The 13,601-nt window shown below is 62.9% G+C and carries 9 protein-coding genes; 1 reads left to right on the forward strand and 8 read right to left on the reverse strand.

The genetic code is table 11. The features are described from left to right. Window positions 1–126 precede the first annotated feature (126 nt). From AC0L16_RS08135 to AC0L16_RS08155, 5 genes are all read right to left on the reverse strand, one after another. Window positions 127–1,167 (reverse strand): sugar ABC transporter substrate-binding protein, encoded by a 1,041-nt coding sequence (locus AC0L16_RS08135; RefSeq protein WP_473620051.1) that lies wholly within the window; start codon window positions 1,165–1,167, stop codon window positions 127–129. Window positions 1,168–1,205: 38 nt separating this feature from the next. Continuing rightward, window positions 1,206–1,970: an ATP-binding cassette domain-containing protein gene (locus AC0L16_RS08140; protein WP_473620052.1), complete on the reverse strand. Its 765-nt coding sequence runs from the start codon at window positions 1,968–1,970 to the stop codon at window positions 1,206–1,208. A gap of 17 nt (window positions 1,971–1,987) precedes the next feature. Beyond that, complete coding sequence (locus AC0L16_RS08145; protein ID WP_473620053.1) at window positions 1,988–3,154, reverse strand: ROK family transcriptional regulator; 1,167 nt, start codon at window positions 3,152–3,154, stop codon at window positions 1,988–1,990. 322 nt (window positions 3,155–3,476) lie between these two features. After that, window positions 3,477–4,766 carry a M23 family metallopeptidase gene (locus AC0L16_RS08150; protein ID WP_473620054.1) on the reverse strand — a complete coding sequence of 430 codons (1,290 nt, stop codon included), beginning with the start codon at window positions 4,764–4,766 and terminating at the stop codon, window positions 3,477–3,479. Window positions 4,767–4,925: 159 nt separating this feature from the next. Continuing rightward, the gene (locus AC0L16_RS08155; RefSeq protein WP_292550587.1) at window positions 4,926–5,393 is read right to left on the reverse strand and encodes a peroxiredoxin; all 468 of its coding nucleotides are present in this window, start codon (window positions 5,391–5,393) and stop codon (window positions 4,926–4,928) included. 95 nt (window positions 5,394–5,488) lie between these two features. On the opposite strand from AC0L16_RS08155, the gene AC0L16_RS08160 reads away from it, so the two are divergent. Next, a complete protein-coding gene (locus AC0L16_RS08160) occupies window positions 5,489–8,863 on the forward strand; it encodes a hypothetical protein (protein ID WP_473620055.1) in 3,375 nt (1,124 codons plus the stop codon). 191 nt (window positions 8,864–9,054) lie between these two features. Here the strand turns inward: AC0L16_RS08160 and AC0L16_RS08165 are convergent, their stop codons facing one another. The 3 genes from AC0L16_RS08165 to AC0L16_RS08175 form a co-directional block, all read right to left on the reverse strand. Further along, window positions 9,055–10,785 carry an adenylate/guanylate cyclase domain-containing protein gene (locus AC0L16_RS08165; RefSeq protein ID WP_473620056.1) on the reverse strand — a complete coding sequence of 577 codons (1,731 nt, stop codon included), beginning with the start codon at window positions 10,783–10,785 and terminating at the stop codon, window positions 9,055–9,057. 254 nt (window positions 10,786–11,039) lie between these two features. After that, window positions 11,040–12,293, reverse strand: coding sequence for a tyrosine--tRNA ligase (gene tyrS / locus AC0L16_RS08170; protein ID WP_473620057.1), 1,254 nt, complete (start codon window positions 12,291–12,293; stop codon window positions 11,040–11,042). A 203-nt stretch (window positions 12,294–12,496) separates the two neighbouring features. Then, window positions 12,497–13,171, reverse strand: a complete 675-nt coding sequence (locus AC0L16_RS08175; protein ID WP_027154148.1) for an alpha/beta hydrolase — start codon at window positions 13,169–13,171, stop codon at window positions 12,497–12,499. Between the last annotated feature and the right edge of the window lie 430 nt (window positions 13,172–13,601).

The raw sequence follows: 13,601 nt of genomic DNA on the forward strand, positions 1-13,601 counted from the left end.
TCCTCGGAAAGGATCATGCGCGGATTGAAAATTGCTGCAGTCTGCCTTGCGCGTCCGTTCGGACGCCCCGAGCTGCAAAGGGGTTGAGCTCCGGGCCAGCGCGGCCCGGAGCCCTGGGCGACTTTGCTATTCGACCGGCTTCACGGTGCCCGAGGGCGGCTTCAGATTGCCCCAGAAGGCCGGGTTGTCGACGTTTTCCTTGGTGATCGCAGCGCCTGGGATCTTGATGTTCGGTCCCCAGGCTTCGATGGTCACGGTCGACTTCAGGCCGAGCACGTCGTACTCGCCCGGCTTGATCTCCTGCTTGCTGACGACCTTGTCCATGAACATGGCGACGGCGGCGGCCTGGGCGTAGAGCGGCTGCTCGACTTCGACGTTGAGCCAGCCTTTGCGGATCAGGTCGAGGCCGACCGGCGCGCCGTTCGAGCTCATCAGCATGACGTCGCCCGGCTTCTTGCCGGCGGCCTCGAGTGAGGCGACGGCGGCGACCGAGAGGTGCGCCGCATGGCTGAAGATCAGGTCGATATCAGGGTTGGCGAGCATCTGGTCGTTGACGATGGTCCCAGCTGCATCCGGCGCCCATTGCATGGCAGGAACCGAGATGATCTTGACGTCCGGGAACGCCTTCATCTTCTCCTCGAAACCCTTCTGGATGTCGAGCGTGTAGGGGTCGCCGGGATCGCCGAGCACCTGGAGGATCTTGCCTTTCGCCGATCCGTGCTTCGCCTTCAAGAGCTTCTCGGCCTGATCGGCGGCAATCTGGCCGATCTCGACCGTTCCCGCCACCGACGTGAAATCGGACGGTGTCGAGGTGATCTGGCGATCGAACTCGACCACCGGGATGCCGGCGGCGCGGGCGGCCTCGATAGACGGCTTCAAGGCATTGAAATCGACGGCAGCGAGAATGATCGCCGACGGTTTGAGCGCGATAACGTCGTTCATTTGCGATTGCTGGGCGTCGGTCTTGTTATCGGCGTTCAGCGTCTTCATCTCGTAGCCGACCTGCTTCAGGAACATCTCCAGAGCGCTCACCGAGCCGGTCTGGAATTCGTCGAGCAACGTCGGCACCAGGTAGTAGACGGTGCCCTTGGACTGGGCGGATGCCGGCGTGAGCGTGGCAAAGGCCAGTGCCAGGATACCAAAGACAGCAAGAAGTATTTTCTTCATGTCGTTCGCTCCTTTTGCGCCGGACCGTCGTTTGTCCCTCAGCCTGCCGGTCCGGCACCGGCGAGCGTCTCTCCGGTGATCATGTCGATCACCGCGTCGGGACTTGTCTTGTTGCGCGCGACATCGCCGGCCACGACGCCTTGCCGGATCACCACGATCCGGTCGGCGACCTGGAAGGCCTGCTGCATGATATGGGTGATGATGACGACGCCGATGCCTTGCCTCGCCACCTGGCGGATCATGTCGAGGCCGCGCCGCGTCTGCTCGACACCGAGTGCTGCGAACGGCTCGTCGAGAAGCACGAGCTTGCCGCCAAAATGGACGAATCGATTGAGCTCGATGGCCTGCCGCTGGCCGCCCGAGAGGTGCTCGACATTGGTCCTGAGCGAAGGGATGCGCGTGCCGGCGCTGGCCAAAGCCTTTTCGACCACCTGCTCCATGGCCGGTTCGTCGAGCACGGCAACGCCAAGAAATTTCCTGGTGATCTCGCGGCCCATGAAGAAATTGGCCACCACGTCGACATTGGTGCAAAGCGAGAGGTCCTGGTAGACGGTCTCGATCCCAGCCGCCTTGGCCTCGGCGGGAGATTTGGCGAGAAAATCCTTGCCCTCGAACAGCATGCGGCCGGAGGTCGGCTCCAGGCCGCCGGCGATGATCTTGACCAGCGTCGATTTGCCGGCGCCATTGTCGCCCAGAAGCGCCACCACCTCGCCCTTGCCGATCGAGAAGCTGATGCCCTTGAGCGCTTCGATCGCGCCAAAATTCTTGGTGACGTTGTCGAGCACCAGCAGGGGTTCGCTCATGCCAGGCTGAGCTCCGCTCATGCCGCGATCCCCTTGCCTTGCAGTATATCTCGCCCGCGTTCGCGCTCGGCGGTGAATATCTGGCCGAAGCGTGGCGAGAGCACGCCTGAGACGGCAAGTGCGGCGGCCCCGCGCAGCACCGCATGCTGGCCGCCGCGCGCGACGGTGACACGCGGCGCCGTGCGGTCGTTTCGCGCCGAGATCGAGTTGGGAAGCCTGGCAACCGAACCGGCCAGCCGTTCAAGCAGATCGGTGGACGCCAGCCCGCCGAGGATGATGGTTTCGGGATCGAACAGGTTCTCGACGATGGTGATGGCGTTGCGGAAGATCGGCCCGACTTCATCAACCCAATCGGCGTCGCTGATGTTCCGGCGCTGCAGCGCCTCGAGCGAGAGGTATCTTTCGAGGCAGCCGCGATTGCCGCAGGGGCACGGCTCGCCACCCGGCACGACAGGGATGTGTCCGATCTCGCCGGCATTTCCCCAGGCGCCGCGCAACGCGCTTCCGTCATGAACCATGACGCCGCCAAGACCGACGCCGAAATAGAGATAGTAGTATTCGGAATATCCCGTCCCGAGGCCATACAGGCGCTCGCCCATTGCCGCGGCCGCCATGTCGGTCTCAAAAAACGCGGGCAGCCCGGTCGATGCCTCCAGCCGTTCCCGAAGCGCCACGTCCTTCCAGCCGGTCATCGTCGTCGGGCCGATAAAGCTCATCGTTTCCACGCCGAAAGGGCCGGGCAGCGCCATGCCGATGCCGAGAACGCGACCGCCCGGCCGCAGCCCGGTCAATTCAAGCACCATGGCGCCGATCAGATCGAAGGCATGGTCGGGCGTTGCGTTGGGGGCCTCGCGGTAGGCGCTCTCGATCACGTCTCCGCTCAAATTGATCAGCGCCGCATGGATGCCGAGCGGGGTGACGTGGATGCCGACGGCATAGCCGCCCTCCGGGTTGATCCGCAGGGTCGCCGGAGGCAGCCCGCGCCCGCGCGGCTCTTCGCGCATCGACAGAACGTAGCCGTGTTCTTCCAGCTCGCGAACGATGGTCGAGACCGTTTGCACGGTGAGCCCGACCCGCCTGGCAATGTCGCCGCGGGCGATCGGGCCGTGAAGCCGGATGGACTCAAGGACGATGCGCCTGTTGTAAGGCCGCCCAAACTCCTGATTGGTCCCCCGCAGTGCCATGTCTTGCATCCCTGGGAGACAAGAGGTTCGCACCGAATATTTATTCAGTCAAATGGAATTCAAAAAGAATTTCGCGAGATCCGGCTATGCCGCGTTCCTTCGCGCCCCCCTTCTGTCCTGCCGGACATCTCCCCCACTTGGGGGGAGATCGGATGTCGCACCGGATTTCGCCAATTGTCCAAGTTGCAGGATTGAGCGGAGCGGCCAAGCCGCCAATCTCCCCCCTTGTGGGGGAGATGTCCGGCAGGACAGAGGCGGCGCTGTCCCGCCAGCATCAAAGGTCCTGCACTGACGTGACGCTCGCAGCCGACAGGCCCGGGCGTCAAAGAAACCGCGCGACCTTCTTGCCGACCCTCAGGAAGCGCAGCGGGTCGATGGCCTTGCTATGGTGGCGGATTTCGTAATGCAGATGCGGGCCGGTCGAGCGGCCGCTGCTGCCGGTCTTGCCGATGACGTCGCCGGCATTGAGCCTCGTGCCGACAGTCACGTCGATTTTGCTGAGATGCCCATAGCGCGTCGCAAAACCATTGCCATGGTCGACCTCGACCATGCGGCCGTAGCCGCCGTTCCAGCCGGCCTTGACGACGACGCCGGGCGCCGTGACCTTGGCAGGCATTCCGGTCGGCGCCCTGAAATCCATCCCCGAATGCAGCGCGGCGGTTCCGAGGAGCGGATCGGTGCGCACCCCGAACGGGCTGGTGACCGAACGACCGGGGGCGGGGTTGGCGAGCGGCAGCCGTCGCGCCTCCGTCTTCAGCCGGTCGAGCGCGTCCAGCGCCTCGTCGAGTTCCCTTACCTTGCTGTCGAACGCCATCGATCTGTCGAGTGGTATCAGCGGACCGCCGGCATCGCTCTTGCCGAAATCGCTGTCGACCGGCAGCCCAGCCGCCTCGAGCGCCTGAGAAATCGCATCGGCGTTTCTGTAGGCGTTGTCGGCAAGCGTGGCGATGCGGGTGAGCTGCTGGCCTTCAATAGTCTTGAGCGCCTCAGTGATCGACACGAACAGCCTGTCGGCACGATCGGCCGCCGTGTCGCTCGGCAGCGGATCGGAGCGGGTCGACCACAGCGAGAACGGCCTGGCATCGCCAGCGCCAAGGGTGGCGCCGAGGCTGGCAACCGCATAGGCCTGTGGCGGGGCGTCGGTCACCTCGGCGCGTTTATCCGACTTTGCCGACACAGCAGTGCTTGCGGCAGGGGGCGTTCCGACGTCGCTCTCGGCGCGTTCGAGGAGTGGGCCGAGGCGGCCATGGCGCAGGCTGAGCTGGGTCTGTCGTTCCAGCAACTCGCCAACTTTGGTTTCCATGAGCTGCTGGTCGAGCAGCTGACGGCTGGTGATCCGGTCGACCTGGGCGCGCAGTGCGGAGATGCGGTCCTCATAGGCCTGCTGCATGCGCGCCTGCCGTGCCGTGGTCGCGCCGATCAGGTCGTCGCGCAGGACGAGATAGGAGGTCGCCAGCAGATAGCCTATGGCCATCGCCGCCAGCGCGGAGCCGCAAAATGCCGCAACCCATGGCCGTATGGTGAAATGCCTGATCTCGTTGCCCCGGGCGATAATGACCGTATGGGGCTCCTTGCGCCTGCCAAAGACCGTTGACTGACTGGCTACGTTCACAGGACCAAGCTTTCGTTACGACACCAACGACAAGCCTCATTACACATCATTAAGGTTAACGGTCGGTTGCTGGCGCCCAGCTTGCAGCCCATGGGTTGCAGCCGGATTGCTTCGGCGCCCCGTGCTTCAGACGGGTTCAGGCCACAGCCGAAATTGACGTCAAAGCGCGCGCACGGCCTCGAGCACCGCCTCGGCATGGCCTTTGACGCGAACGTTTCGCCAGATCCGGGCGATCCGTCCGTCGCTGCCGATCAGGAACGTTGCGCGCTCGACACCCATATAGCGGCGGCCATAGAGCTGCTTCTCGACCCACAGATGATAGGCTTCGATCACCTTGCGCTCCTCGTCGGCGACGAGGTCGACGGTCAGATCGTATTTCGACTTGAATTTGTCGTGTTTTCGGACGCTGTCCGGCGACAGGCCGATCACCATCGCGCCGAGCTTTTCGAATTCCGGCTTCAACTGCGAAAAGCCGATCGCCTCATTGGTGCAGCCGGTGGTGTCGTCCTGCGGATAGAAGTAAAGCACGACCGGTTTTCCCAGCAATGACGCGAGGCTGAGCGAGCCGCCGCCGTCGCGGGGAAGGTCGAACTGCGGCGCAACGTCGCCGACGTCGAGATCAGCCATATCGATGCCCTTGTTTGTGGTTACGCGCGAAGCCTCATCGATATATTGTCGCACCGGGGTTCGTCCACGGTCGAGTTCGTTCAACGGAAAATTGTGTGGATCAGGAGCAGCCGCAGCACGAGAAGATCAGATTCAGGCGTGATGAAATCACCGACCTGGGGGCCTTCCCGTCCGCCTGCCGCATACCGCCGCTCGGCCAGGGCCGCGGTGTTGGTATTCTTGCGCGGCTGTTCGCCGGCTTTTTGGCTCTTGTGCTGCTGGCCACCGCCGCTGTGTATGCGATCGGCATGTCCGGCTTCGGCACCGAGCGGCTGCGGGCCGAAGCGGAAACGGCCATTGAGAAATTGGCCGGCGTCGACGTCGACGTTGCGGTCGGGCCGGCCCGTCTGACACTCGACGGATCGAGCTTCATTGCGCTGCAGGTCAGCGACGTCAGCCTCAAGACCGCCGACGGCAAACCGATGGCCGATGCCGGGCGTGTCCGCTTCGGCGTAAGGCTGATACCGCTGCTTTCGGGCGAGGTGCGGCTTACCAGCGCCAGGATTTCCGACGCGCGCATCGTGATGGCGGCACTGCCGTCGGGTGGCGACTGGACGGCGGCGCTGCGCAACGACGACGGCCTCATCGATCCGGAAAGGCTGGCCGATGCGGTCTTTGCCAGCATCGGTCACGCGCTCGATGCGGTGCGCGAGGATTCGATGCGCCGGATCGAGCTGCGCAATGTCGACCTCGTTCCGCCCGAGGCCGGGTTGGTCAAACTGGTCAGGATCGCGGATGCCACCGTTGCGCAGTCGGGGCCGGGCGGCATGGAGTTTTCATCCGACGCGGCTGTCGACGGCAGGGCACTCACCATCGCCGCCTCAGCCAGCCGTGATACGACGACGCGGCGTGTGACGGCGCTGGATGCCAGCGTCGAGATAGCGCAGGTTGACGAGGCTGCGGCAGCGCCGGGCGGGACGCTTGGCGCGATTGCCTTGAAGCTGGCGGGATCGGAAGGAACCGGCGAGAATGCGTCGCGGCTGACTGCCTCGTTGTCGTTCACCGGTTCCGTGCTCGATCTTGGCACGCGTGGCTCGCTTCCAGCCGACGTCGATCTCGCTGCGACGCTTGTCGCCGGCGCCAACAAGGTCCAGGTGGACCGGCTGCAAGTGAGGACCGGTCGCTCGACATTCGAGTTCGCCGGTTCGATCGGGCCGAAGCCGGCGACTGGAACAGCGGGCGAGGAGCCGTCCTATCGCTACGACCTGACCAGCGACGGCTCGACGCTGGCGCCTTCGGAATCCTCCGAACCCGCGCTCCATTTCATCGCCCGGGTGGCCGGCGTCTATCAGACCCGCAGCCGCAAGCTGGTGGCCGAGCAGATCGGGATCAGGTCCGGGTCCGCCGGCGAGGCGCTGGGCACGGCTTCGGTCGAGTTCGCCAGGGGAAAGGTGCCGGGCATTTCTGTAGCCTTCAACGTCCACGACATGCCGGTCTCGCATGTCAAGCAGTTTTGGCCCTGGTTTTCGGCGCGAAAGGCTCGCCTTTGGGTGCTGAAGAACCTGTTCGGCGGCCGCGTCGTCGACGCGAGCCTGCAATTCCAGGTCGTGCCAGGGCGTCTCGGCAACGGGATCCCGCTTTCATCAGATGAAGTGTTCGGCCGTTTCCAGATCGAGGGGTCGCGTTTCGATACGGCCGGCCATATCCCGCCGATACGCGATGCCGTGGGCGTCGCCGAATTCCACGGCAACGACGTCGACATCGCCTTGTCCTCGGGCAACGTCTATATGGGCAGCGGCCGCACGGTGGCGGCAAGCAACGGCACGATGACGATCAAGGCGGCGAACCGCCCGCCGGTGATCGGCGCGCTCGATATCGACGTCGCCGGGGAAGGGTCCGCAATCGCCGAACTCGCCTCCTATGATCCGATCAATGCCATGCGCCATGTCGGCCTGCTGCCGGACGACCTGTCGGGCACGGTGACCGGCCACGTCAAGGCGGACATTCCGCTACAGTCCGGCGTCGACAGGTCGAAACTCGATTGGCTGGTGACGCTCGATTACAAGGACCTGTCGCTGGGCAAGCCGTTCGAAGGCCAGACGGTGACCGACGCCGACGGTTCGATCAGTGTGGAGCCTGAGAAGGCCGTGATCTCCGCCAAGGCGCTGCTCAACGGCATTCCAGCCGAACTCGACCTGATCGAACCGCTCAGGGATGGCGGACCGCCACGCAGCCGGAAAGTGGCGCTGGTGCTCGACGACAAGATACGCGCCGCCGCCATGCCTGGCCTGTCGGAGCTGCTTTCCGGAACCGTCAAGGTCGAGATCGACAAGAGCGGCACGGGCAACCAGACTGTTTCGGCGGACCTGACCAATGCCAGGCTGGACATTCCCTGGGCCGGCTGGAGCAAGGGCCCCGGCATTCCAGCCAATGTCAAATTTGCCATGGCCAAATCCGGCGACACCACGACGCTGTCCGACTTCGACCTGAATGGAAAGACCTTTTCGATCGATGGCGGCGTGGTGCTGGTCAACGGCGCCCTGTCTTCGGCGCGGTTCAGCAACGTCAAGCTGAACCGGGGAGACGACGTTGCCGTTTCGGTGAAACGATCGGGCAAGGGCTACGCGATCGACATCAGCGGCAGCGCGCTGGACGCGCGCTCGCTGATCAAGCAATTCACGTCCGATGTCGACACCGCCACCAAGGCCACGGGTTCCGACGCGATTTCGGTCAGCGCCGACGTCAATTCGCTGACCGGCTTTCACAACGAGACGCTGTCGAACCTGAAGCTCGACTACAGCGCCGCCGGCTCGAGGGTGAATGGACTCAAGGTGAGCGCCACGGCAAGTTCGGGTGCTGCCATCAGCATCAGCAATACGACCGGCGCCGGCAAGCGCGCCCTCAACGTGCGGTCGGCCGATGCCGGCGCCATCCTGCGGTTCCTCAACATCTACGAGCATATGGAGGGCGGTTCGATCACCCTGGCGCTCGCCGGGGCAAGCGATGGGCCGATGAAGGGCCAGGTCGACTCGCATGATTTCTTTGTGGTCAACGAGCCGAAACTCGCCTCGCTCGTATCGACGACGCCGGCCGGCGACAGCCGCAGCCTCAACGAAGCCGTCAAAGCCAATATCGACACGTCGAGAGTGAAGTTCGAGCGCGGCTTTTCCGAAATCGAAAAGGGCGCCGGCTATCTGAAACTGGCCAATGGCGTGCTGCGCGGCCCGCGCATCGGCACCACCTTCCAGGGCACGCTCTATGACCGGAACAACAACATGGACATGACCGGCACCTTTATGCCGGTCTACGGCCTCAACCGCATTTTTGGCGAACTGCCGCTGTTCGGCGCGTTGCTCGGCAATGGCCGCGATCGCGGGCTGATCGGCGTGACTTACCGGCTCAGGGGCAATGCCAACAAGCCGAAACTGGACATCAATCCGCTGTCGGTGATCGCGCCCGGAATTTTCAGGTCGATCTTCGAGTACCGGTAAGGTCAAAACCCAATCACTTCGAGCGACCGAGTCTTGACCTGGGCGGACTCTGGCTCGCCCCGGCTGAATTCACGCCCATGACCCTAAGCCGCCCGTCGATTCGTTCGGTCATGCCACAATGTCCGCATCGGGTGGGGGGCCGGCCTTTTTTGCCTGTCCCCCATTGGATCCGGTTCGTAGTTGCCGGCTGGCTACAGGTTGGCAATACCGGCTTTCAGCAGTCCTTCGCGGACGTGCTGCACATCAGACTTCTGGGCATAGTGCAGGGTGGCGATAAATGAATCGAGGTCGAATTGGGGATCGAGCGTTTTGATCTTGCGTAGATGCGCCGCGGCCGCGATTTCGTCGCCGAGCCAGCCGTAGCAGGCGGCGGCGAAAGCGTGCTGAACCGAGTCCATGGTCGACAGATGCATGAAAGCTTCGATCGCCTCGCCATACTGGCGCGCGGCGAAATGCGCCTTTCCCAGATGGCTCCAGAACCTCTCCGGGTGGTGCGGGTTCAACTGCATTGCCTTGCGGATCCATTCAATTCCCTCTTCCGGCCTTCCCAGCCACGTCAACAACTCGCCTTGCTGCACCACCACGAGGTCGTAATTGGGATTGAGGGCGAGGGCGCGCTCTTGATGGTAGCGCGCTGTGGTCAGCTCATTGTTGTTGACGTTCACTGCGGCGAGGATGCGGTGGACATCGGCATCGTTGTCGTCCAGCGCCAGCGCCCTGTCCAGCGCTGCCATGATGTCGTTCCAGACGGCATCCCTGTCTTTGCACCAGTTATAAACCCAGGCCTGACCAAGAATGCAGGCCCGCCAGGCATGGGCATGGGCATAATCGGGGTCGAGCGCGACGGCCCTGTCTACCAAGGTTTGGGCGCGTTCATTATCCGCAATCGTGCTTCGGTGATGCAGCACCTTGGCAGCAAGCACACATTCATACGCGGCCATGTTTGCAGGTTTCGCCCGCGCAAGCTGGTCCCGCTGAGCCGCCTCGACACGACCGGGCAGCGTGGCTGCGATCGCCGCGGTCACCTCATCCTGAATCGCGAATATGTCGTCCAGCTTCCGGTCATATTTGTCTGCCCAAATATGAGCGTCATTCGCCGTGTCGATGAGCTGAACCGTCACGCGCACCCTGTCGCCGATCTTGCGGACGCTTCCCTCCACCAGGTATTGGACGTCGAGTTTCTCGGCCACCTCGCGCACATTCACGGCGCGGTTCTTGTAGACGAAGCTGGAATTGCGCGAGATGACGAACAGCTCATGGTGGCGGGACAGTTCGGTGATGATGTCCTCGGTCAGCCCGTCCGCGAAAAATTCCTGCTCGGGGTCGCCGCTCATGTTGTTGAATGGCAGCACCACTATCGAAGGTTTCGAGATCGATCGCTTTGCCTCGACTTCTGGCAGGACAGGACTGTCAAGCCCAATGCGATAGAGGCGAACCGGGCGGCTGATATTCTTTAACGTCTTCTCGCCCAGGTCCTCCATGGCAATTTCGAGACGGTCGGCAATTTGGGTCGCCACCGCTGCGGTCACGCAGATGCCGCCGACGTCGGCGAGTTGCTCGATGCGCGAGGCAATATTGACGCCGTCGCCAAAAATGTCCTCATCGTCGAAAATGATGTCGCCGAGATTTATGCCGATCCTGAATTCGATACGCCGTTCTTGCGGCACATCCGAATTGCGCCGTTTCATGCGCTGTTGGATTTCCACGGCGCATTTCACGGCATCGGTCACGCTCTGGAACTCCACGAGCATGCCGTCTCCGGTGGTCTTGATGATCCGGCCCTTGTTCTTGGCGATGGCGGGATCGACCAGTTCTATGCGATGGGTCCGAAGGCGTGCGAGCGTGCCGGATTCGTCGGCCTCCATTAGCCGACTGTAGCCCGCCATATCGGCAGCCAGAATTGCGGCCAGTCTCTGTTCCATCGCTTGGACCAAAAACCAAGCCTATCCTTCCTGGGCTGCCAAATCCAGCAATTTGGGCATGTGGCTGAATCAAGAAGTCTTCCTACCGCAGCAGCAAGAAAGGGCGGATCAGAACCTTCCGCCTTCCGCCAGGTAGCTGCGAACTCGATCGCATCAATGGCGGGAGAAGGTCAGCGCAGCAAGAAGTGAAACCGGTTTCGGAAAAGGCTAATGGAGCCCCATCCCGATTCCATCGGGATCGATCAGGCGGCCCGTCAGACCGGCCGCACCAGAACGTGTTTTTTCTTGCCGAGCGACAGCTTTACGACCTGTTCCGGACCGAGATCCTCAAGTGTCACCAACCGGCGATCGTCGGACACGGACTGGTCGTTCAGCCGCACCGCGCCGCCCTGGATGTGTCGCCGCGCCTCGCCGTTGGACGCGGCAAGCCCGGCGGCAACGAACAGCGACAATATGCCGACGCCACTTTCCAGATCGGCCTTGCCGACCTCGACGGTCGGCAACGTTTCGGCCAGCGCGCCTTCTTCAAACGTCTTGCGCGCGGTTTCCTCGGCTCGCTCGGCCGCCTCGCGGCCGTGCACGATGGCCGTCGTTTCCGTGGCCAGGACCTTCTTGGCCTCGTTGATCTCGGAGCCGCCAAGCGCGGCGAGCCGCGCGATCTCGCTGAGCGGCAGGCGGGTGAAAATCTTGAGGAAGCGCGTGACGTCGGCGTCCTCGGTGTTGCGCCAGTACTGCCAGAAATTATAGGGCGAGTAGAGATCGCCGTTCAGCCAGACCGCGCCCTTGGCCGATTTGCCCATCTTGGCGCCTGACGACGTCGTCAGCAGCGGTGTGGTCAGGGCATAAAGCTGCGGCGTGCCCATGCGGTGTCCGAGATCGACGCCGTTGATGATATTGCCCCACTGGTCCGATCCGCCCATCTGCAGCCGGCAGCCATAGCGCCGGCTGAGCTCGACGAAATCATAGCCCTGCAGGATCATGTAATTGAATTCGAGGAACGAGAGCGATTGTTCGCGCTCGAGCCTCAACCTGACGCTGTCGAAGGTCAGCATGCGGTTGACCGAAAAATGCCGGCCGACATCGCGCAGGAACTCGACATAGTTGAGCTTCATCAGCCAGTCGGCATTGTTGATCATGATCGCGTCGCCCGCACCGTCGCCGAAACGCAGGATGCGGCCGAAGATGCGCTTGATGCCCTCGATGTTGGTGGTGATGGCCTCAGGGGTCAAAAGCTTGCGCTGGTCGTCGCGGAAGGACGGATCGCCGATCATCGAAGTGCCGCCGCCCATCAGCGCGATCGGCCGATGGCCGGTCTCCTGCAGCCAGTAGAGCATGGTCGCGGAAATCAGATTGCCGATATGCAGGCTGGTCGCCGTGGCGTCGTAGCCGACATAGGCGGTCACCGTTTCGCTGGCGAAAAGTTGGTCGAGGCCCGCATCATCCGAAATCTGGTGGATGAAACCGCGCTCGCTCATTACGCGCAGGAAATCGGATTTGAAGGCGGACATTTTTTCTTTCCCGAAAGCGCCCAACCGATGCGGATCGGGCGTGGTATGGGTGAACGCGGGCGTTTAGCACCCAAAGGCGGTCAGCAAAAGGGGAATCCGTTCTTGCCACCTGACCGCTGTAATGCGCCGCCTGGCATCGAATCGAATGCCATACCTGCGACAGAGCCCGACGCGAGATGCCGGAGATATCTTCGCTGTTCCGCCTATCTCAACCGTTTCGGCCGCGGGTCCGACAACTCGCCGGCCAGACGGCGATCGAGATAGTCCGCGCATTCCTGGAGCAGGAGGTCCGCATCGTTGGAGAAGAAATGGTTGGCGCCGGGCAAGGTCTTCTGGGTGATGGTGATGCCCTTTTGCGTGTGCAGCTTGTCGACCAGCCCCTGCACGTCCTTTGGCGGCGCGACCTTGTCGGCATCGCCATGGATGATGAGGCCGGACGACGGACAGGGCGCCAGGAATGAGAAATCATAGGTGTTGGGCTGCGGCGCGATCGAGATGAAGCCTTCAATCTCCGGCCGGCGCATCAGAAGCTGCATGCCGATCCAGGAGCCGAACGAATACCCGGCGACCCAGCAGCTCTTGGAATCAGGATGCAGCGACTGCACCCAATCAAGTGCCGCGGCCGCATCCGACAATTCGCCGGTGCCGTGGTCGAATTCGCCCTGGCTGCGGCCGATGCCGCGGAAATTGAAGCGAAGCGTGGTGAAATCCCGCTTCTGGAACATGTAGAAGAGGTCGTAGACGATCTTGTTGTTCATCGTGCCGCCGAACTGGGGGTGCGGGTGCAGGATGATCGCAATCGGCGCGCTCTTTTCCTTGGAAGGCTGGTAACGACCCTCCAGGCGGCCGGCCGGACCGGTGAAAATGACCTCAGGCATAAAATACTCCACATGGCATAAGAATGCGCGGCGCCCGGAACAACTCTTCCTCTGGCCTTGACGCAGGGCGAGCGTCTTCTTAGAAGCTAGTTTAGAATTGTTCAAAACTGGGTGGCCAAAACGTCGTGGTTCGGCCATCCGCGCCGCAAGTCGCGTAAATAGGACGGCTTGCCTTGCAATTTCAAGGAAATAACGCGCTATCCTCGCGGAATGGCTCTTGGAATGGCTCTTGAAAGGACCGATCGAAACGAAAATGGCCGGAAGACGCGCCTATCTCGACTACAATGCCAGCGCGCCGCTGCTTGCCGCGGCGCGGGGGGGGGGGGGGGGGGGGGGGGGGGCCCCGCCCCCCCCCCCCCCAGGGGGGGGGGGGGGGGGGGGGGGGGGGGGGGGGGGGGGGGGGGGAGGGGGGGGGGGGGGGGGGGGGGGG

The sequence above is a fragment of the Mesorhizobium sp. WSM4848 genome (assembly GCF_055811375.1).

Bases quoted from the DNA above. Each gene is read 5' to 3' on its own strand.
- AC0L16_RS08155 (WP_292550587.1), bottom strand. From the start codon at position 5,393: ATGGCTGATCTCGACGTCGGCGACGTTGCGCCGCAGTTCGACCTTCCC.
- AC0L16_RS08165 (WP_473620056.1), bottom strand. From the start codon at position 10,785: ATGGAACAGAGACTGGCCGCAATTCTGGCTGCCGATATGGCGGGCTAC.
- AC0L16_RS08175 (WP_027154148.1), bottom strand. From the start codon at position 13,171: ATGCCTGAGGTCATTTTCACCGGTCCGGCCGGCCGCCTGGAGGGTCGT.
- AC0L16_RS08135 (WP_473620051.1), bottom strand. From the start codon at position 1,167: ATGAAGAAAATACTTCTTGCTGTCTTTGGTATCCTGGCACTGGCCTTT.
- AC0L16_RS08145 (WP_473620053.1), bottom strand. From the start codon at position 3,154: ATGGCACTGCGGGGGACCAATCAGGAGTTTGGGCGGCCTTACAACAGG.
- tyrS (WP_473620057.1), bottom strand. From the start codon at position 12,293: ATGTCCGCCTTCAAATCCGATTTCCTGCGCGTAATGAGCGAGCGCGGT.
- AC0L16_RS08140 (WP_473620052.1), bottom strand. From the start codon at position 1,970: ATGAGCGAACCCCTGCTGGTGCTCGACAACGTCACCAAGAATTTTGGC.